Here is a 16,788-nt window from a genome sequence, read left to right on the forward strand (position 1 = left end):
TCTGTGCGATCGCAAGGGCTGAGGATATTGCGATCGCGGTACAAGGGAGTGATAGGTGGGGTGGAGGGTGAAAGGTCCAAGGTGAAAGGTTATGGGCAAGGCCCTGGACCCTCTGGCTTTCGTATTTGATATTACTACTAGCCCACTGCGCTAGGTTCCATATACATCAGTTCCCAATTGTGGCCATCTAAATCTTGAAAGCCGTGGCCATACATAAATCCGTGGTCTTGCGGATCGCTGTAGGTCTTGCCGCCAGCATCGACTGCTTGGCGTACCATAGTATCGACCTCGTCGCGGCTGTCGCAAGACAGGCACACCAGCACTTCAGTACTTTGGGTGGTGTCGCAGATGGCTTTGGGGGTAAAGGTTTTGAACTTGTCGTAGGTCAATAGCATAACGAAGATATCTTCGCTGACAATCATGCAGGTAGCGGTTTCATCGGTAAATTGGGGATTGAAGCTGAAGCCAAGCTTGGTAAAGAATTCAATTGACTGATTGAGGTCTTTGACGGGTAGGTTGATAAAGATTTTGCGAGCCATCGTGGGTCTCCTGAGTAATTCGAGAAAAATTTGAGGAAGGGTTAAATAATTGACCGTTTCTAGGTCAGAAGATTGCCAGTTTGGGCACTACACCGCCCAAACTGGGGCAAGGTGAGTGAGCCTCAAGCTGCGGCCATCAAAGGGACAGAGCAATGCTCATGCACGATCTGCCAATGGCCCTCGTGCTTTTGGTAGCCAACGGTGATGCGAAACCGCATCTGGGCCGCTGGATGATCTGCATCAATGCCGGTGAAGTGAGAAATCCAGTGGGCCAGAGCCAGATCGCCGCTGATGGTGATACTGAGGTCTTGAGTTTCAGTGCCGGAGGCGTTGGGCATGCAGGGCAAACAGGTTTCCCACATCTGGCGGAGGGCGGTTACCCCTTTGAGTTGGAGCGGCGGCTTAACGTCAAAGAGAACGACATCTGGGCTATAGGGGGCCATGATTTGATCTAAGTTTTTGGCGCAAATGGCGCTGGCCTGCTCGGTGATAAGCTGTCGAATTTGAGCTTCATCACGAGTGATGGTGGCTGTGGTTGGGCTGGTCATGGGACGCTCTCCAATGTTGATAGGGTTAGGGAGCTGATTGAACCTAGCGGCTCCCGGCTTTATCAATTAGTCGAATTGAGGCGTGGGAGATCGACAGGTAGGACCGATCTTTTTTTGAGAAAATTGAAAAGTTCTGACTGAGGGGCGGAGCTGACCTCTACTGACCCGGTGGCAGGCCGGTCAGCTCCACGATGGGTCGAATCTCGATGGTGCCTTTGTGTACAGAGGGGATGCGTCCGGCAATTGCGATCGCATCATCTAAATCCTGTGCCTCAATCAAAAAATAGCCGCCCAACTGTTCCCGCGTTTCGGCAAAGGGGCCATCGGTTACCAAGCGTTTGCCGTCTCGAACCCGCACGCTAGTTGCCGTTGCCACGGGATGTAGAGGCGAAGCCCCCAGGTATTGGCCGTTGGCGTGCAGGTCTTGGGTTAGTTTTACCGACTCCCCATAGCAGCGCTCTATCTCACCGTCAGCCCAAGCGTTTTCATCGCTGTAGATTAGCAATATGTATTTCATGGTTTAGCTCCCAAAGTTAACTGCGTAGAGAAGACTACTGCTGCCGCCGATAATGAGCGGTCATAAACTGATGCCAGTGGCCGTCATCGGTCAAAATTTGTGATGTCATAATTCGGTGGTCGTCACTGACAAACTCAATGATGTCCTTGTATTGGGCCATTGCGCTTTGACTAAAATTAGGCCCTTCAGTCTCTAGCGTTAACGTCTTTTCGGCCTGATCCAAAGAGCCGCTATAGCGCCAGAGATGGGTCATCATTGAGGCAACAAAGGTGCCAACATAGCGCTTGGTCTGGGGGTCGTAGCCCAAAGTCATCAGGGTCTTGCCAACCTCACCATCGGGCATCTCGCCTTCACCTTCTGCCACAATCCAAAGCCCACCCAGGGTATGCACTACCTCAGTCCCGTGAGTTTTCGAGGGGGGTTGATCCGGCCCCATGCTGCATTCGGTTTCGCTGATCCATTGACCGATGAGCTTGTCTAGCCATTGATGCTCAGCTTGCGGCTTAATATCCATGATTTCTCTCCAAAAAGGTTGAAAGGGTAGGACAAGCAGGCCAAGCATTGTTGGGCGAACTGTCTCTAACAGTGCTCTAACTTGCCTGCCGAAGCAGCTATCCGTAGGTTGGTTGCTGCGGCCAGCCAGAGGGCGACTCCTCAAAGTCTTCCTGCCGACCATAGGGAGTCAAATCGAGCAGGCTGTATGAGTCGGTCAAGCCTTCACAGCCTCGGGCATAGGTCGAATAGGTGTGAAAGATGTCGTTGTCCAGGCGAAAGAACACACTCATGCCATGGCTTTCGCCTTTCGTGAAATGCCGCTCTTGCTTGTTCCCCAGCTCTTCCTGATTGCGGTAGTTATACTGCACTGGAGCCACAGCTTCATCTAAAGAGACGTGGAAATCGTAGTTAAAGTCGCTACCAAAGGACGAGACCCAAGGCAAAGTCCATTGATGTTGGGCCTTGTACTGATTGAGCTTGGCCAGCGGGGCGCGGGAAATCAGCACGAGAGTTGTATCGCGGGCGTTTAGCAAGCTCAAGTCTCCAAAGGCGTTAACCAGACCGGTACAGCCCGAACAGCCTTCGTCCCAAGCAGGGTCAAACATAAAATGGTAGACAATCAGCTGACGACGACCCTCAAACAGATCAAGCAGACTGGTCTGCCCTTCAGGACCCTCGAAACTGTACGTTTTGTCCAGCTTGACCATGGGTAGCCGACGCCGCTTGGCGTTGACCCGGTCGCGGTGTTTGGTCAGTTCTTTTTCGTCAGCTAGAAGCGCTTTTCGCTCAGTCAGCCACGTGTCTCGCGATACTACTGCTGGGTGTGCAAAGGTGCTGCTTTTCATAGTGATTGCTCCTTAAGATCTCATCGTTTATCCTCAGGCAGCGGGCTTTAGCACGGGTCGCGTTGGAGGCTTTTGCCATGATTTGCGACCTGTGCGTTAATCTCCTCATCCGCCGCACGAATCTCGAAGGGGCCGTTGCGGACTCCCGGATGATGCGACATTAGCTGGATGGCATGGTTTAGATCTCTAGCCTCAAGCATCAAGATGCCGCCGATCTGCTCCTTGGTTTCGGTAAAGGGGCCATCGGTGATGGTAACTTTGCCGTTTTGGTAGCGCAGGGTCGCCGCATTTTGAATGCTTTGCAGCGCTTCCCCACCGATAAAGTGTCCGCCCCGCCGCAGCTCATCATCGTAAGCAAAACAGTCTGCCATCAGGGCCGCCTGTTCCGCTTCAGAAAGCCTGTCCCATTGAGTTTCGTCGAAGTAGCCTAGGCAAATAAATTTCATCGTTACCTCCAAAAGTGGGTCTGAAATGGTCACCTTTGTTGAGTAGTCGTTCGGCCCAGCCCCAGATCGACAACAGATCGACAGCGGCGCAAAATTTTTTCTAAATCTTTTAGCCCAGTTCGCGCAGGCGGCTTTCTAGGAACCGTCGCTCAGGTTCTTGCTTCACCAGGGCTAGCGCCTGCTGGTAAGCTTCTCTGGCCTCAGCAGTTTTCCCCAACTGCCGACACAGATCGGCCCGCGCTGCATGAGCCAGGTGGTATTGAGCTAACTCCCCCTGGGCCAAAATGTTGTCTAGTAGCTGCAGACCCGCCTGAGGGCCATCGCGCATGGCTACGGCCACCGCTCGGTTCAGCTGCACAACGGGGGAAGGTTCTACTTGTGCGAGCAAGCTGTACAAAGCCACAATCTGGTCCCAGTCTGTTGCATCTGGGGTGGGGGCCTCGGCATGGACGGCTGCGATCGCAGCCTGCAGCGTATAAGGGCCAAACCGTTGCGACGATAGGGCTTGCTGCACTAGCGCCTGCCCTTCAGCAATCTGGGCCTGGTTCCAGAGCGCACGATCCTGGTCTGCTAAGAGGATCAGATCGCCTGTCGAGGCCGTGCGTGCCGTGCGCCGCGACTCCTGCAGCAGCATTAGGGCTAGTAAGCCAGCCACCTCAGGTTCCGGTAGCAGCTCCATCACTAAACGCCCCAGCCGGATGGCTTCGCCTGAGATATCGGCCCGGGTCAGCGATGCACCAGAGGAGGCCGCATACCCCTCGTTAAACACCAGATAGATCACCTGGAGTACGGCATCCAACCGGCCTGGTAAATCGACGATTGACGGCACCTGATAGGGAATGCCCGCAGCGCGGATTTTGGCCTTAGCCCGGACAATCCGCTGCGCCAGAGTCGGGGATGGAATCAAAAAGGCGCTGGCAATAGCTTCTGTCGTCAAGCCACAGACCTCTCGCAGAGTCAGCGCCACCTGAGCCTCCTGCGGCAGAGCCGGGTGGCAGCAGGTGAAGATCAGCCGCAGGCGATCGTCCTCGACATCTTCATCTTCCTTGGCCTCGTCATCAGAGGTATCAAGCTGCTGAGCGAGCTTGGCTAACGATGCGTCAAAACGAGTGCGTCGCCGGATCGCGTCAATAGCTCTGAAGCGGCCCACCGAAACCAGCCACGCTCGTGGGTTGGTGGGCATGCCATCTCGAGGCCATTGCTTTAGGGCCACGGCAAAGGCCTCATGCAGAGCTTCTTCAGCCAGGTCAAAGTCACCCAGTAAGCGGATCAGCGTGGCAAAAACACGACGCGACTCAGAGCGATAGACGGCATCCACCTGTTTCTGCATCTGACTCGGCTCGTTCATATTTGATGCTCTCAGCCCCAAAGTCCGTCATCCCTAGCCCAGTCTAATATAGTACAGGTGCACTGTCATTTTCTGGCTAAAAGAGTAGGAGCGCCCTTGAGGCTTGGGCTTCTCCGCTGTTTTCTACTGATCTAAAACATCGTCATGACACGGTCGCTCGATAGGCGCTGGGGGTAGTGCCAGTGACCTGGCGAAACTGTTTGCTCAGGTGGCTATGGCTGTTAAACCCACACATCAGGGCGATTTCCACAATCGAGTGGTTATTTTGTTTCAACAACTGCTTGGCCCGCTCGACCCGCTGCTGCAGCACGTATTGGTAGGGCGCAACTCCCATCGTCTGTTTGAACTGATGGCTGAAATGAAACGGGCTAAGCCCCACCAGCGTAGCCAAATCGGACAGCTTAAGGTCTGCGTCTAGGGCATTGTGGATATAGTCCAACACGGGCAGAAGCTGTCGTTGGGGCAACCCTCCGGGATAGCTGGGCGATGTCCCCTCTGAGTCGGTCTTTGCCCATCGTGGTCTAGTCACAGCGTATTGCCGTAGCAAATGCACTGCTAGCAGGTTAGTCAACGACTCTACATAGAGCCTACCACCTGGGTTGGTCTGGTTAAGTTCGTCCAGCAGCATCAATGCGATCGCTTCTAGGCGCGCATCTTGTAGACGAAACTCAGGCATGAGCTCTAGGCGATCGGGGTCGAGGTCGAGGGATTCTCTGGCAACGGCGGCCATAAAATCTGCTGCTAAGCGCATCTCCATATAGTGGTCATTGTCATGCCAACGGGCAAAAAACGGCATCTGCGCCGGAGTGATGGCAATGTCGCCCTTGAGGTTAAGGCTGCTAAGGGTTTTGCCGCCCTTAATCTGCACAAATCGCACTGGACGAGCAGACAACGACATACAAACCGTATGCTCACTGTCTGAGTAAGTGCTGCCTTCCCCTGGAGGATGCTGAAATTGCCCAACTCGGATGTGCTCCCATCCTAAGTCCTGACTCGAAACCAAAGGCAGGCAGTTCGATTCAATCTGATCAACCACCAAACAGTTCGTAGAAGTCTCGGTGGGTCTGGATTTGGCTACATCCATATCTAGCTTCTCCACAGTGGAGGCCGGTTGAAATTAGGCTAGCGCGAGCTGCCCAGCTAATTAAAGTCTATCTGGCAGCATGGAGCAACCAGCTAGGCCCGAGTGAGTGTAAATTCGCCGCAAGATTTTGACAGCATCCCAAGAATCAAATAGCGACCAGTGAGTGAGGGTTTCTAAGCTAAACACGTACTCGCTTGGAGGCTGTATGGCACACCTGCTGCACATTGATTCTAGTCCGCGTGGCGAGCGATCGCACTCTCGCCGCATGACCCGAGAATTTGTTGAAGCCTGGAAGCAAACCCACCCCACCGACACCGTCACCTACCGCGATGTGGGTCACCAGCCTGTCCCCCATGTAGATGAGCCCTGGATTATTGCTGCTTACACCCCACCCGAGGAGCGCTCTCTAGAGCTGTGGGAGGCGATTCGTATAAGCGATTGTCTGGTGGATGAACTCCTGTCTGCAGATGTTTTAGTCGTTGGGGTACCTATGTATAACTTCAGCGTACCCAGCACCTTTAAGGCGTACATTGACCAAATTGTGCGCATCGGTCGCACCTTTGCTCTTGATCCAGAGGATGCGGAAAACCCCTACAAACCCCTGCTGCAAGATAAGAAAATGTTCGTGATCACGGCGCGGGGCGGCTCAGGTTTTGAACCCGGCGAGCGTTACGGCCACATGAATCATCAAGATCCGTACCTGAGAGTAGCCTTTGGGTTTATTGGCATTACCGATATCACCTTCATTCATGTGGAAAACGATGAGCACAGCAGCGCTAGTTTGGCCGCGTCCATAGCGGCGGCCCGTGCCCAGGTGGCTCAACTGGTCGCCGCGTAAGGGGGCTGCACTCAGCATCCGGGCGCTGACACGTCCTCCAGAACGATTGGAGAGCCATTCTCAGCGCCGTTGAACGCTATACTGCGACCCAAATGACACTCTATAACGACCTGTTTTTCTGTCTCAAACTAGGCACCGCCTTGGGCTGCGGGCTGGTTGCTGGGGCCTTTTTCGCCTTTTCCACCTTTGTGATGAAGGCCCTAAGCCAACAGCCCCCTGCTCAGGGCATTGCCGCCATGCAGTCAATCAATATTACAGTGATCAATCCCTGGTTTATGGGCGCGCTGTTTGGCACAGCAGCAGCCTGCCTAGTGTTGGTCGCTGTCTCTTTGATCAGGGGAAGCCAACCCAGCACGATGTATTTGTTACTTGGCAGCCTGCTCTACCTGCTCGGCACAATTCTCGTCACTATCGTCTTTAACGTACCGCTCAATGACGCTCTAGCAGCCGTTAACCCAAACAGCATTGAGGGTACAACCCTTTGGGCCAGATACCTAAGCAATTGGACGCTGTGGAACCACGTTCGCACAGCGGCAGCCCTAGCAGCAGCAGCATTATTTACCATCGCACTCTAGTCGTAGGGCACTGCCCATCCTTACTCAGCTAGGCGTTGCTGAATCGTGAGATGATTTTACTCACCCCCGAACGAGGGCTTAAGCCTTCTAAGCGTTGTCTCATCCCCAGAATCAGCAACGCCACGAAATTTACCCTCTCAGGAGATTGATGCTGTGGATTGTGCCTATCAATGGTTTTGCGGGTTAGCGGTTAGCGGCTTGGTGATTCTGCCTGTACTGCCTGCTGTTGCCCGGCCCATCATGGAACCGACTGCCCCCCAAGTTGCCCAGCAAACAGAGTCTGTAGAGGCTCAATTTGCTCAGCATTTTCAAGCGTTAGGGGTCGAGGGAGCAATTATCATCCATGATGTAAACCAAGATGTGACCTACCAGCACAACCGCGATCGCAATCTCCAACTCTTTCTTCCCGCCTCTACTTTCAAAATCCTCAATGCGCTCATTGCCCTCGAAACCGGAGTGATTGCAAATGATGTTGCGGTTCTGACCTGGGATGGAACAGCGCGTACAATCCCCGCCTGGAATCAGGACCTAAACCTGCGGAGGGCGTTTAACCTATCTGCGGTCTGGTTCTATCAGGTACTGGCTCGGCGCATTGGCCACGAGCGCATGCAGCAGTGGGTTAGTCAGGCGGGCTATGGCAACCAAACCATCGGCAGCCCCGATGAGATCGACAGCTTCTGGCTAGAGGGCGATCTGCGAATTACGCCCCAGCAGCAGATTGAGTTTTTACAACGCCTATATAACGACGAACTCCCCTTTTCCGAAGAGACTATGGCCACGGTAAAAGACGTCATGATCGTAGAGCGCACCCCCGCCTACACCCTGCGCGCTAAGACAGGCTGGGCGGGCTATGGGGAGCCTGATCAAACCCAAATTGGGTGGTATGTCGGCTATCTAGAACGGGGGGAAGACGTTTATCTGTTTGCCACCAATATCGACATTCGCGATGACGCTGACGGCGCAGCCAGGCTGGATCTGACTCGTCGCTGCTTTGAAACCCTGAACCTTTTGTAGCCTCAGCCCTCTCCCCACAGTTGCTCACCATCGCCGATGCTGACATTCGTTTCATCAGCGGTGACGTGAGGCCCATTTTAGTGGGTTTGGTTACTCCACTTTTTTTGGCGAGATTCCGCAAGCGGCTGTTTCCCTCGCTGCCATCCCCTGAAGCCGCACGGTGAAATCGAGGGTAGCCTCCCCTGCGACTGGGATTGCCCTGCGAAAGAGAGGCCTAAATGACTTTAAGCTGCTTCTCACTATTAACTACTGCTGATCCCTTAGCACTTATTCAAGTCGCTGCTTAACTGTATTGCCTTGTGTACTACAAGCTGCTTGTTGATGGTGGCTTACCTATTTTGGTGCCCAGATTCCTAATAACCAGATCGCTGTATAAGTTCGAGCCCGCCAGCAATAGGAATGACTGGACGAACCGCCATTGTAAAGCTATGTAAAGAGATGCATATTTAGCGTTTTTCTGGTGTGAGTAGCGGTTAGAAGCCTCAGTAGGCTTGGAGCCATTTTGAGATTACTGCGTTTCTACTTCTGAAATCGGTTGCTAGCGACTCGTTGAGCCTTTCCTTTCACCACCGGCAAAATTCTTCAACTACAAATCACGCTGACGCTCCAAACGACAAATCAACCCGTTTTGCCTGGAGCCAATATCGACTATAGGAGCAGCCTTGTGTCTAAGCCCCCATTCATGTTCATCGATGATGAAGCAATTAGCCCAGAACAGGTATGTGAGTATCTTCAAAACGCTGGCCAGCTTGAGACCTTTATCGAGGAAATTTTGGGCCAACATGCGATCGCAAAAGAGATCCAGTCTCACCCAGAACTTGCTCCCCCAGATGAGGCCGCTGAACAGCTTCTGCAGGAATTTCGCCAAAGCCGCAATCTTAACGATGATGAGGTCTTCGACGCTTGGCTGCAGCAAAACGCCCTTGATGACGCAACGCTGGCTGATACCTTGCTAGAGCAGTTGACCCTGGAACAACTACTGCACCATATTTGCCAACCCCAGCTGCAGGAATATTTCATCAAACGCAAACAGCAACTTGATCAGGTTGAGCTCTCCTGCATTGTGGTGCAGGAGGAACATCTGGCCAAAGAACTGCACGAGCAAATCACCCAGGAAAACGTTGCCTTTGAGCAGATAGCCCAGCAATACTCCTTAGCAGACAACCGTTACAGCGGCGGCAAGATTCCCCCTGTCGCCCGAGAGAGCCTTTCAGAAGACCTGAGAACCGAGCTAGACGCCGTGTATCCGGGTGAGGTCGTGGGGCCGTTGCCAATCGAGGATAGCTGGTGCCTGTTCCGGTTGGAAGCCGTTTTGCCGGCTGCCCTGGAAGGCGAAACTGAGATCCAGCTTCAAAGCGAACTGTTTCAGCAATGGTTGAAAGAGCGCACCGATGCCATGACCGTCAAGCTGGAGGTGACGCAATGGTGGTATCTCTAGAAGTTCATACCCAGAACCTGCCATGGGATGAACTGCCCTTGGCTGAGCTCAGCAGCTCTCAGCAGGTTTATTTTAAGCAGACAGCCCAGTTCGGCCACCACAAAACGGGCGAAGTACTGTGGTCCACGCGCAACCCCGGCATGCAGTTTCTCATCCTGCGGGGCAAGGTGCGACTGGTGCCGCAGAAAGGCAAGTCCCTTCTAGAGCCGGGCAAAAAGGTGCTGCTAAAGCCAGGCGATTGGTTTGGCGATTTGCTGGAGCTGGCCGGTCACTGGGATGCTGTTGCAGCCAATCAAGATGTCCTAGTCGTGTTTTGGCCATCGCTAGATTGGTACGATGTGGCCTCCGCCGAACTGCGGCAGTTTTGGGAATCGGTACGCTGGCGCTACCAGCCCTTCGACCCCAAGCTACCCCATCCAGTCGCTGGCTACCCCTACCTCTTTCACCTCAATAGCGGGGCGGCCTGCCTGGCGATGCTAACCGAGCATCTGGGATCTGCCATTTCGCCGAAACAGGTCCAGGCCCATTTACACAGTGAAGCGCCTGCCGATGTAGCCAATGCGGCTGAGAAAATTGGGCTACATGTCCAGGCGGTGCTGGCCTCCTGGGAGTCGCTGAAAGAGTTGCCCCTGCCAGCCCTACTGCACTGGCGTCAGCAGCACTGGGTGCTGGTCTATGCCGTGGAGCGAGACCGGCTAGTGGTAGCCGACCCCACCAACCTCCGAAAAACCTGCGAGAGTTTGCCGCGAGGGGTGGTAGAAGCGGCCTGGGACGGCCATCTGTGGCTGGTGCAGTCGTTGCCCAAGGCTGAGAAGTTCAATCTGATGTGGTTTGTGCCAGCTGTTTGGCGCTACCGCAAGCTGCTGGGCGAGGTGCTGCTAGCCTCTCTAGTAATTGAGCTGCTGGGCCTGACTACACCTCTGCTTACCCAGGTGATCATCGACAAGGCCATTCCCCAAAGCAGCCTCTCTAGCCTGCAGGTGATGGTGGTAGGTCTGCTCGGAATCGGCGTGTTTGAAGCAGTACTAGGCATCCTGCGGATGTTTCTCTTTAGCCATACTGCCCGCCGTCTGGACTTGAGCTTGTCTTCCCAGCTGTTTCGGCATCTGGTACAGCTGCCGTTAGCCTACTTCGAATCTCAACGCACAGGCGATACAGTAGCCAACGTGCAGGAGCTGGAGAACATTCGGCAATTCCTCACCGGCACCAGCCTAACCGTGGTGCTCGATGCTCTGTTCACCTTCATCTACATCGCGGTCATGATTGGCTACAGCCCTAAGCTGACGCTGGTGAGTCTAGCTGTCGTGCCTCTCTTTATCCTGCTAATTGTGGGAGCTACGCCACTGCTGCGGGAGTGGCTGAACGAGTCGTTTAATCGTCGAGCTGACAGCCAGTCGTTTCTACTAGAGACAATTACTGGCATTCACGCAGTCAAGGCGCATACAGCGCAACGGCCTACCCGCGATCGTTGGGAGGGCTTGTTTGCCCGCTATGTCAATACCAGTTTTCGGGCCGATACCTTGGCCAATGTTGACGGTCACGTGGCCCAATTTCTCACCCATCTATCGGAAATCCTGATTCTCTTTTTTGGGGCCAAGCTGGTGATCGATCAGCAGTTCACAATTGGCAGCTTAGTCGCGTTTCAGATGCTCTCAGGACAAGCCATTGGTCCTATTTTGCGGCTGGCGCAGCTGTGGGAAGACTTTCAGCGAGTCGCCCTCTCGGTCAGCCGCATCGGCATGATTCTCAATACAACTCCTGAGGGAACCGCCGAGGCCGGGCTGGTGCTGCCGCCGCTGCAGGGGCAGATCACCTTTGAGAAGGTAAGCTTCCAATACCCGACTGCTGAAGAGCCGGTGCTGCGCGGCATTTCTTTTGATATTGAACCCGGCATGTTTGTCGGCGTAGTAGGCCGCAGCGGATCTGGTAAGAGCACCCTCTCTAAGCTCGTGCAGCGGCTGTATCAGACCAAATCGGGCCGAGTGCTGGTCGATGGCATGGATGTGAAGGGAGCCAATCTCTCATCCCTACGCCAGCAGATCGGTGTGGTCTTACAGGATGACTTTTTGTTCAACGGCACCGTGTTTGAAAACATTACCTTTGGCAAACCTGAGGTTTCGCTCGAACGGGTGATCGCGGCGGCACGAAATGCGATCGCACACGACTTCATCATGGAGCTGCCCAACGGGTACGAAACCCCCATCGGCGAACGCGGCACAGGGCTATCGGGCGGACAGCGCCAGCGGGTTGCGCTAGCCCGCATGTTCCTCTCCGATGCGCCCATCCTGGTTCTCGATGAAGCCACCAGCGCCCTCGATGCCCACACCGAACGGCAGGTATTGAGGAACCTGCAGCGTTTCGCCAAAGGCCGCACAGCACTGATTTTGACCCATCGCTACTCAATGCTGCGCTCAGCAGACAAAATTCTCGTGCTGGAAAAAGGCGTGCTGGTTGAGCAAGGCCGCCACGAGGAGCTGCTGGCCGCTAAGGGTGTGTATGCAGTGCTCTATCAGCAGCAGCAAGAATCTGACGACGTGTAACCAGTCTTAACGCTCCACGACTGCCAAACCTTAGACAACCTAGTTCTAACAGGAGTCTGAATCATGTCTCAACCAAAGAACTTTGCCCAATCTGCCAATACCCATCTCCAATCATCTGCTGCAGAATCGCTGCGAAGTGCCCAGTCTGGTGGCTTAGCTCCTCAGTTTCAAACCCAGCAGCATCAGAGTGTTGGAAACAATCGCCTAACATCAGCCCTGCCTACAGAAAATCCCTTGACTAACCCTCGGGTGGTGCGATTAGAAAATGCCTTTGCCGCCGCGACAAACCCTGCCCAGCCCACACTGGCCCAAAGCCTGCAGAATCGTGCTCCAGGCTGGCTCAGGCAAGGCATTCAGGGATTGCAGCAACGGTTCGGCAATGGACATGAGACAACTGTCGGCTCTATAGAGCAAAGCCAGGGGCCGTTAGTTGGCATTATCGACACCGCCTTTGCCCCCGGTCAGCATGGTCACAAAATCCTGCAAACCATTCAAAGCGGCAGCCCGAATGCCACCATTTTGCTGGCCGATGATGTAGGACGCGGCACTTGGGCAAATTCCCTGACCCAGTTTGTCGATACGGCCAAAGCCACAGGTCAAACCAAGGCAGTCGTTAACCTGAGCTTTGATTTGGCCCAGAAGAACCCTGATGGCAGCGCTACTACTCGCTACGAGCTAACCGCTCCGGAAAAGGCGGCTCTGGCCCACGCTCAGAAAAATGGCGTTTTAGTTGTGGCTTCAGCAGGCAATGAGGGCAGTGCCATGTCAGCCTTGGGGCAGGCGTCTCAGCTGTCCGACAACTTGATTGTGGTAGGCGCGGCTGAGGGCAATAACCGGGCAGCTTACTCCAGCTTTGGTAAAGGTCTGGACTTCTTGATCTCAAGCGAAAAAGGTAATGGCACTGGAACTTCTCTATCTGCAGCAGAGATGACGAAGACCATCGCTGAAATTTGGGAAGTTAACCCTAATCTCACTTCAAGGCAGGTCGTTCAAACTCTAGAAGCCACAGCCATCGACTTGCAGACGCCTGGATGGAATCCTAACACTGGCTTGGGTTTAGCTAACCGCAAAGGCGCTCTTCACTCTGCAGCAGCAACTTCACCCGCAGACCGGTTGCTGGCAGAGCAAAGCTTCGCGTTAACACCGGCTTGGCAAAGCAGAGGAGAGGCGATGGCTAAAGACCAACCCTTTGGGGCCATCGCAACCGAACGACCCAATTGGAAAATGCCTAGTTTGCGCTCAATTGGGCACGGAGTTCTAGATGCTGCTGGATTTATCCCCGTTGTTGGGGCCGCGGCTGACTTAGCCAATGCTGGCTGGTATGCAGCTGAAGGCGATTACGTCAATGCAGGTCTCTCCGCTGCTGCTGCAGTGCCAGGCATCGGCGATGCTGCTGCCGCCGTCAGGCTTGGTGTTAGGGGGGTCAGAGCTGCTGCTAGCGGAGGCAGAGCTGCCTCCGGAGGGGCCAGAACTGCTAGAGGTGGCAGAGCTGCCACCCCGTCCCCTCGAAGACCTACACCAGGGGGTAGCGGCAGAGGTGTTCCGACCAGAAGACCTACACCCCCTCCTCCTCCCCGTCCAACAGGATCTGGGGCAGTCCCTCAAAGGCGACGACCCGGAGGCACCACAGGAAGGGGCAGCACCACCACTGCTGCTCCATCTCCCCGCAGAACGCCTCAGCGGCAGCCTACTCCTAGCCCCGTTAGACGACCTACAAGAACTACCCAGGCCAGAACCACCCAAGCCAGAGTCCCTCAAAGTCCCTTAGGGCGGAGCACTCAGCCTCGGCGACCTGTCCTTAGCCCATCTAGACGGCCAGCAAGAACCCTTCAGGCCAGAGCCAATCCCCGCAGAACGCCCCAAAGCCCTTCCCTCAGAGCCAGCCAACCCCAGCATCGTGCTGACTTAAGATCTACCAGACCTCAGCCTAGAGTGTCTCAAGGCAGAGCCAATCTGCGTCGCCCCGCTGCCCCTGCCATAAGCCGTAGACCCGCTTCTACAGGCAGACCCGGCCAGCACCGCCCGCAGCGGTCCACTGTCAGAACCCCTGAAAATAATTCTAGAATTCTAAACGTTCAAGATCTGACTATGGAAGCTGCAAGCCAACCCTTACAGGAGGTGTTAGTAGCATCCAGTGCAGAACCACGAAGTGAGTGGGCTCAGCGTTTATCAACCGGAGCCGAGTTTGCACTCTCCCTATCTGGCAGAGGACGACGGCCTAGAGGGGGTAGTTCTACCACTCGTGGAAATAACCTTCCAGGTAGCTTTGAAGGCAATAGTTCAAGGGGAAGAGCAATTGAAACTTCAATCTCAGGCGGGAGAACAGCGCCTTTAACTAGAGCGAGAAGCGGGTCGGCTTCTAGTCCTTCAGTCAACCAGAGTGTAACTAACAGTAGAGGAATAGGAAGCAGAAATACCCAAACTTCTCGACCCTCTAAAATTGCTGGAAAAAGCGAAAAGTTTTTAACTTATGCATTTAGAGACAAAGATACTAGAGAGATAAGATATGTCGGCAGAACACGAGGAAAAGGAGATTTGGAACAGATTTTGGAAAGAAGATTGAGCAGCCATCATATCTACCAAGGTAAAGGGAAATTTGATGGAGTTGGAATGAAAGATCATGTCGATGTAGAAATCCTTGCAGTACAAGGCAATAAAAACGCAAATCATGGAGCAGAAGATGTCTGGTACGAGTATCACCTCAGGGAAGCACGACAAAGAGTTACAGGAAATTATACTCGTGCTGATGGAAAAGCAGGGACATCTGTAACAGAAAAATTGCCTCCCAAACAACCCTTACCTATTGATTACTTAATTGCCCGCAGAGATGGAGTGATGAGAGCATTGGTGAATGATCCTAACAGCCCGCCATTAACCAACAAAAAATCAGGGAAAATGAAAGATTTTGTAGCCCGGTTGGGGGGAACTCCACCTACTCTTCAGCAGCTTCGAAATTATTTTGGGAAGGGATGGCAAAGAATCGAAGCCTACACTGACGATTTGAAAAAATGAGATATAAAGTATAGCCCTGATTAAAATCTTGAGACAAAGCTAACTTGACAGAATTAAAGCTTAAGTAAGCTTTCTAACAGCCTTATCATGCAAGATGCGGCAATGGCTATGCACCCTTTAGTGGCAATAAAGCTTTGTTCCAAGATCGACAGGCAACCTTGCATAACCCTCAAATGGCGCTTCTTTACTTGGAATAAATTCGCATGAAAGTTCCCACGAAGATTGCTTCAGAAGCCGTTCAATTGCGGCGCAATCAGCATGAATTTGCAAACGCTCAAGACTACCTCAATGCAGATCTAGCTAAAGCCATTCGTCGGGCTCCGCCGAAATACTCCCGCATTCTTGCAGGGGGGCTATGTGTGTTGATGGGAGGTGCCATTGCCTGGGCAGCCCTGAGCAAAGTCGATGAGGTTGCCACGGCTCAGGGAGAGGTCATTCCCTCAACTCGCATTCAGCCGATCAAAGCACTCTCTGGCGGACTAATCCAGGAGATTACAGTTGAGGAAGGTCAACAAGTCAACGCTGGCGACCCTCTAGTTCAGTTTGACCCCACTATTTCAGAAGCAGAGTTTCAGCGACTTAAGCAGCAAGCTGAGCTAACAGAAACGAACCTGGCTCGTCTGGGAGCCGAACGCACAGGCAACACTCGCTCTGGAAACCCCCTGCAAGATCAGCTGCTCACTTCACGCCTGCGGGAGTTTGAAGCTCGCCGCGAAATGGCTCTGGCGGAGACCAATCGGCAACTGGGCGCAGTCAAAGCAGCCCAGGCCGACCTCGAACGATTCAAAGCTACTTTGGGCGTTGCCACCACCAAGGCAGACGGCTTGAGCAAACTGCTGGTCATGGGTGCAGTGCCCCGATTCGACTATTTAGATGCCCAAAATGAAGTGGTCTCTCTACAAAACCAAATTACCGCTCAAGAGCAGACCATCTATCAGGCTCAGCAGGCCTACGAAGCTGCCAAAACCGAAGCCAATCGCCTGGTAGCCGATCGCCAAAACGAAATCCTTACTCAAATTGAGCAGCAGGGCAAGGAACTGGAAAGCCTCAAAGGCCAACTTGCCCAGGCCGAGGAGCAGCGCAACCGGGATACCCTCACTGCTTCTGTAGATGGCATTGTCTACAACGTCAAAGTCGTCGAAGCAGGAGCCACTGTCCAATCAGGCGAGGAGTTAATGTCCATCTTGCCAGAAGGGGCCCCTCTGGTGCTCGAAGCCAAAGTGCTCAACCGCGACATCGGCTTTATTGAGCCAGGGATGCCTGTCAAAGTCAAGCTAGAAACCTTTCCCTACCAGGAATTCGGCCTGCTCCAGGGCACGGTCGAGAGTATCAGCCCCAACTCAATTCAAGAACAAGAACTGGGACTGGTCTACCCGGCCCGCATCAAGATCGATCAAACCTTTATGACCATCCAGGAGCAAGAGGTACCGATTACTCCCGGTATGGCAGCTACTGCCGAAATTGTCACTCGGCAAAAGACTATCCTGTCATTTCTTCTAGACCCTATCATTGAGCATTGGGATAGAGCCTTCTCACTCCGCTGACTAGT

The 16,788-nt window shown here is 53.8% G+C and carries 18 protein-coding genes; 8 read left to right on the forward strand and 10 right to left on the reverse strand.

The features are described 5' to 3' along the window. Positions 1–137: 137 nt before the first annotated feature. From H6G13_RS17555 to H6G13_RS17590, 8 genes are all read right to left on the reverse strand, one after another. Complete coding sequence (locus H6G13_RS17555) at positions 138–539, reverse strand: VOC family protein (RefSeq protein ID WP_190485127.1); 402 nt, start codon at positions 537–539, stop codon at positions 138–140. 122 nt (positions 540–661) lie between these two features. Next, on the reverse strand, positions 662–1,087 hold the full coding sequence (locus H6G13_RS17560; protein WP_190485129.1) for an SgcJ/EcaC family oxidoreductase: 426 nt from the start codon (positions 1,085–1,087) through the stop codon (positions 662–664). A gap of 157 nt (positions 1,088–1,244) precedes the next feature. Next, positions 1,245–1,604, reverse strand: coding sequence for a YciI family protein (locus tag H6G13_RS17565; RefSeq protein WP_190485131.1), 360 nt, complete (start codon positions 1,602–1,604; stop codon positions 1,245–1,247). A gap of 34 nt (positions 1,605–1,638) precedes the next feature. Continuing rightward, positions 1,639–2,118, reverse strand: coding sequence for a DUF1579 domain-containing protein (locus H6G13_RS17570; RefSeq protein WP_190485133.1), 480 nt, complete (start codon positions 2,116–2,118; stop codon positions 1,639–1,641). A gap of 97 nt (positions 2,119–2,215) precedes the next feature. Next, positions 2,216–2,944, reverse strand: coding sequence for a DUF899 domain-containing protein (locus H6G13_RS17575; protein ID WP_190485135.1), 729 nt, complete (start codon positions 2,942–2,944; stop codon positions 2,216–2,218). A gap of 47 nt (positions 2,945–2,991) precedes the next feature. Beyond that, positions 2,992–3,390 (reverse strand): YciI family protein, encoded by a 399-nt coding sequence (locus tag H6G13_RS17580; RefSeq protein ID WP_190485136.1) that lies wholly within the window; start codon positions 3,388–3,390, stop codon positions 2,992–2,994. A gap of 109 nt (positions 3,391–3,499) precedes the next feature. Beyond that, on the reverse strand, positions 3,500–4,738 hold the full coding sequence (locus H6G13_RS17585) for an RNA polymerase sigma factor (protein ID WP_190485137.1): 1,239 nt from the start codon (positions 4,736–4,738) through the stop codon (positions 3,500–3,502). Positions 4,739–4,880: 142 nt separating this feature from the next. Continuing rightward, positions 4,881–5,822, reverse strand: coding sequence for an AraC family transcriptional regulator (locus tag H6G13_RS17590; RefSeq protein ID WP_190485138.1), 942 nt, complete (start codon positions 5,820–5,822; stop codon positions 4,881–4,883). Positions 5,823–6,027: 205 nt separating this feature from the next. On the opposite strand from H6G13_RS17590, the gene H6G13_RS17595 reads away from it, so the two are divergent. The 5 genes from H6G13_RS17595 to H6G13_RS17615 all read left to right on the forward strand — a co-directional run bounded on the left by H6G13_RS17595 (position 6,028) and on the right by H6G13_RS17615 (position 12,227). Then, positions 6,028–6,660, forward strand: a complete 633-nt coding sequence (locus tag H6G13_RS17595; RefSeq protein WP_190485139.1) for an FMN-dependent NADH-azoreductase — start codon at positions 6,028–6,030, stop codon at positions 6,658–6,660. 92 nt (positions 6,661–6,752) lie between these two features. Next, complete coding sequence (locus tag H6G13_RS17600; RefSeq protein WP_190485140.1) at positions 6,753–7,235, forward strand: anthrone oxygenase family protein; 483 nt, start codon at positions 6,753–6,755, stop codon at positions 7,233–7,235. Between the two features lie 237 nt (positions 7,236–7,472). Continuing rightward, a complete protein-coding gene (gene blaOXA / locus H6G13_RS17605) occupies positions 7,473–8,249 on the forward strand; it encodes a class D beta-lactamase (RefSeq protein WP_347277501.1) in 777 nt (258 codons plus the stop codon). 664 nt (positions 8,250–8,913) lie between these two features. Further along, entirely contained in the window at positions 8,914–9,687 is a 774-nt protein-coding gene (locus H6G13_RS17610) for a peptidylprolyl isomerase (protein ID WP_190485141.1), read from the forward strand. Continuing rightward, entirely contained in the window at positions 9,672–12,227 is a 2,556-nt protein-coding gene (locus tag H6G13_RS17615; protein WP_190485142.1) for a peptidase domain-containing ABC transporter, read from the forward strand. The genes H6G13_RS17610 and H6G13_RS17615 overlap by 16 nt, the downstream gene beginning before the upstream one ends. A 258-nt stretch (positions 12,228–12,485) precedes the next feature. On the opposite strand, the gene H6G13_RS29205 is transcribed toward H6G13_RS17615, so the two are convergent. Further along, complete coding sequence (locus H6G13_RS29205; RefSeq protein ID WP_277882528.1) at positions 12,486–12,614, reverse strand: hypothetical protein; 129 nt, start codon at positions 12,612–12,614, stop codon at positions 12,486–12,488. 39 nt (positions 12,615–12,653) lie between these two features. Beyond that, complete coding sequence (locus H6G13_RS28765) at positions 12,654–12,827, reverse strand: hypothetical protein (protein WP_242028392.1); 174 nt, start codon at positions 12,825–12,827, stop codon at positions 12,654–12,656. A gap of 745 nt (positions 12,828–13,572) precedes the next feature. On the opposite strand from H6G13_RS28765, the gene H6G13_RS28770 reads away from it, so the two are divergent. From H6G13_RS28770 to H6G13_RS17625, 3 genes are all read left to right on the forward strand, one after another. After that, entirely contained in the window at positions 13,573–13,995 is a 423-nt protein-coding gene (locus H6G13_RS28770) for a hypothetical protein (RefSeq protein WP_242028393.1), read from the forward strand. A gap of 320 nt (positions 13,996–14,315) precedes the next feature. Beyond that, positions 14,316–15,239, forward strand: coding sequence for a hypothetical protein (locus H6G13_RS28775; protein WP_242028394.1), 924 nt, complete (start codon positions 14,316–14,318; stop codon positions 15,237–15,239). Positions 15,240–15,442: 203 nt separating this feature from the next. Continuing rightward, positions 15,443–16,783: an HlyD family type I secretion periplasmic adaptor subunit gene (locus H6G13_RS17625; RefSeq protein WP_190485146.1), complete on the forward strand. Its 1,341-nt coding sequence runs from the start codon at positions 15,443–15,445 to the stop codon at positions 16,781–16,783. Positions 16,784–16,788: the final 5 nt, after the last annotated feature.

Origin of the sequence: Pseudanabaena sp. FACHB-2040 (assembly GCF_014696715.1) — a bacterium.
GTDB lineage: Bacteria > Cyanobacteriota > Cyanobacteriia > Phormidesmidales > Phormidesmidaceae > JACVSF01.

What these genes read in the sequence shown, in the direction of transcription:
- H6G13_RS17565 (WP_190485131.1), bottom strand. Translation starts at nt 1,604, where the DNA reads ATGAAATACATATTGCTAATCTACAGCGATGAAAACGCTTGGGCTGAC.
- H6G13_RS17590 (WP_190485138.1), bottom strand. Translation starts at nt 5,822, where the DNA reads ATGGATGTAGCCAAATCCAGACCCACCGAGACTTCTACGAACTGTTTG.
- H6G13_RS17560 (WP_190485129.1), bottom strand. Translation starts at nt 1,087, where the DNA reads ATGACCAGCCCAACCACAGCCACCATCACTCGTGATGAAGCTCAAATT.
- H6G13_RS17615 (WP_190485142.1), top strand. Translation starts at nt 9,672, where the DNA reads ATGGTGGTATCTCTAGAAGTTCATACCCAGAACCTGCCATGGGATGAA.
- H6G13_RS17580 (WP_190485136.1), bottom strand. Translation starts at nt 3,390, where the DNA reads ATGAAATTTATTTGCCTAGGCTACTTCGACGAAACTCAATGGGACAGG.
- H6G13_RS17600 (WP_190485140.1), top strand. Translation starts at nt 6,753, where the DNA reads ATGACACTCTATAACGACCTGTTTTTCTGTCTCAAACTAGGCACCGCC.
- H6G13_RS17625 (WP_190485146.1), top strand. Translation starts at nt 15,443, where the DNA reads ATGAAAGTTCCCACGAAGATTGCTTCAGAAGCCGTTCAATTGCGGCGC.
- H6G13_RS17585 (WP_190485137.1), bottom strand. Translation starts at nt 4,738, where the DNA reads ATGAACGAGCCGAGTCAGATGCAGAAACAGGTGGATGCCGTCTATCGC.
- H6G13_RS17575 (WP_190485135.1), bottom strand. Translation starts at nt 2,944, where the DNA reads ATGAAAAGCAGCACCTTTGCACACCCAGCAGTAGTATCGCGAGACACG.
- H6G13_RS17555 (WP_190485127.1), bottom strand. Translation starts at nt 539, where the DNA reads ATGGCTCGCAAAATCTTTATCAACCTACCCGTCAAAGACCTCAATCAG.
- H6G13_RS28770 (WP_242028393.1), top strand. Translation starts at nt 13,573, where the DNA reads ATGCAGGTCTCTCCGCTGCTGCTGCAGTGCCAGGCATCGGCGATGCTG.
- H6G13_RS17595 (WP_190485139.1), top strand. Translation starts at nt 6,028, where the DNA reads ATGGCACACCTGCTGCACATTGATTCTAGTCCGCGTGGCGAGCGATCG.
- H6G13_RS28775 (WP_242028394.1), top strand. Translation starts at nt 14,316, where the DNA reads ATGGAAGCTGCAAGCCAACCCTTACAGGAGGTGTTAGTAGCATCCAGT.
- H6G13_RS29205 (WP_277882528.1), bottom strand. Translation starts at nt 12,614, where the DNA reads ATGTCCATTGCCGAACCGTTGCTGCAATCCCTGAATGCCTTGCCTGAG.
- H6G13_RS17570 (WP_190485133.1), bottom strand. Translation starts at nt 2,118, where the DNA reads ATGGATATTAAGCCGCAAGCTGAGCATCAATGGCTAGACAAGCTCATC.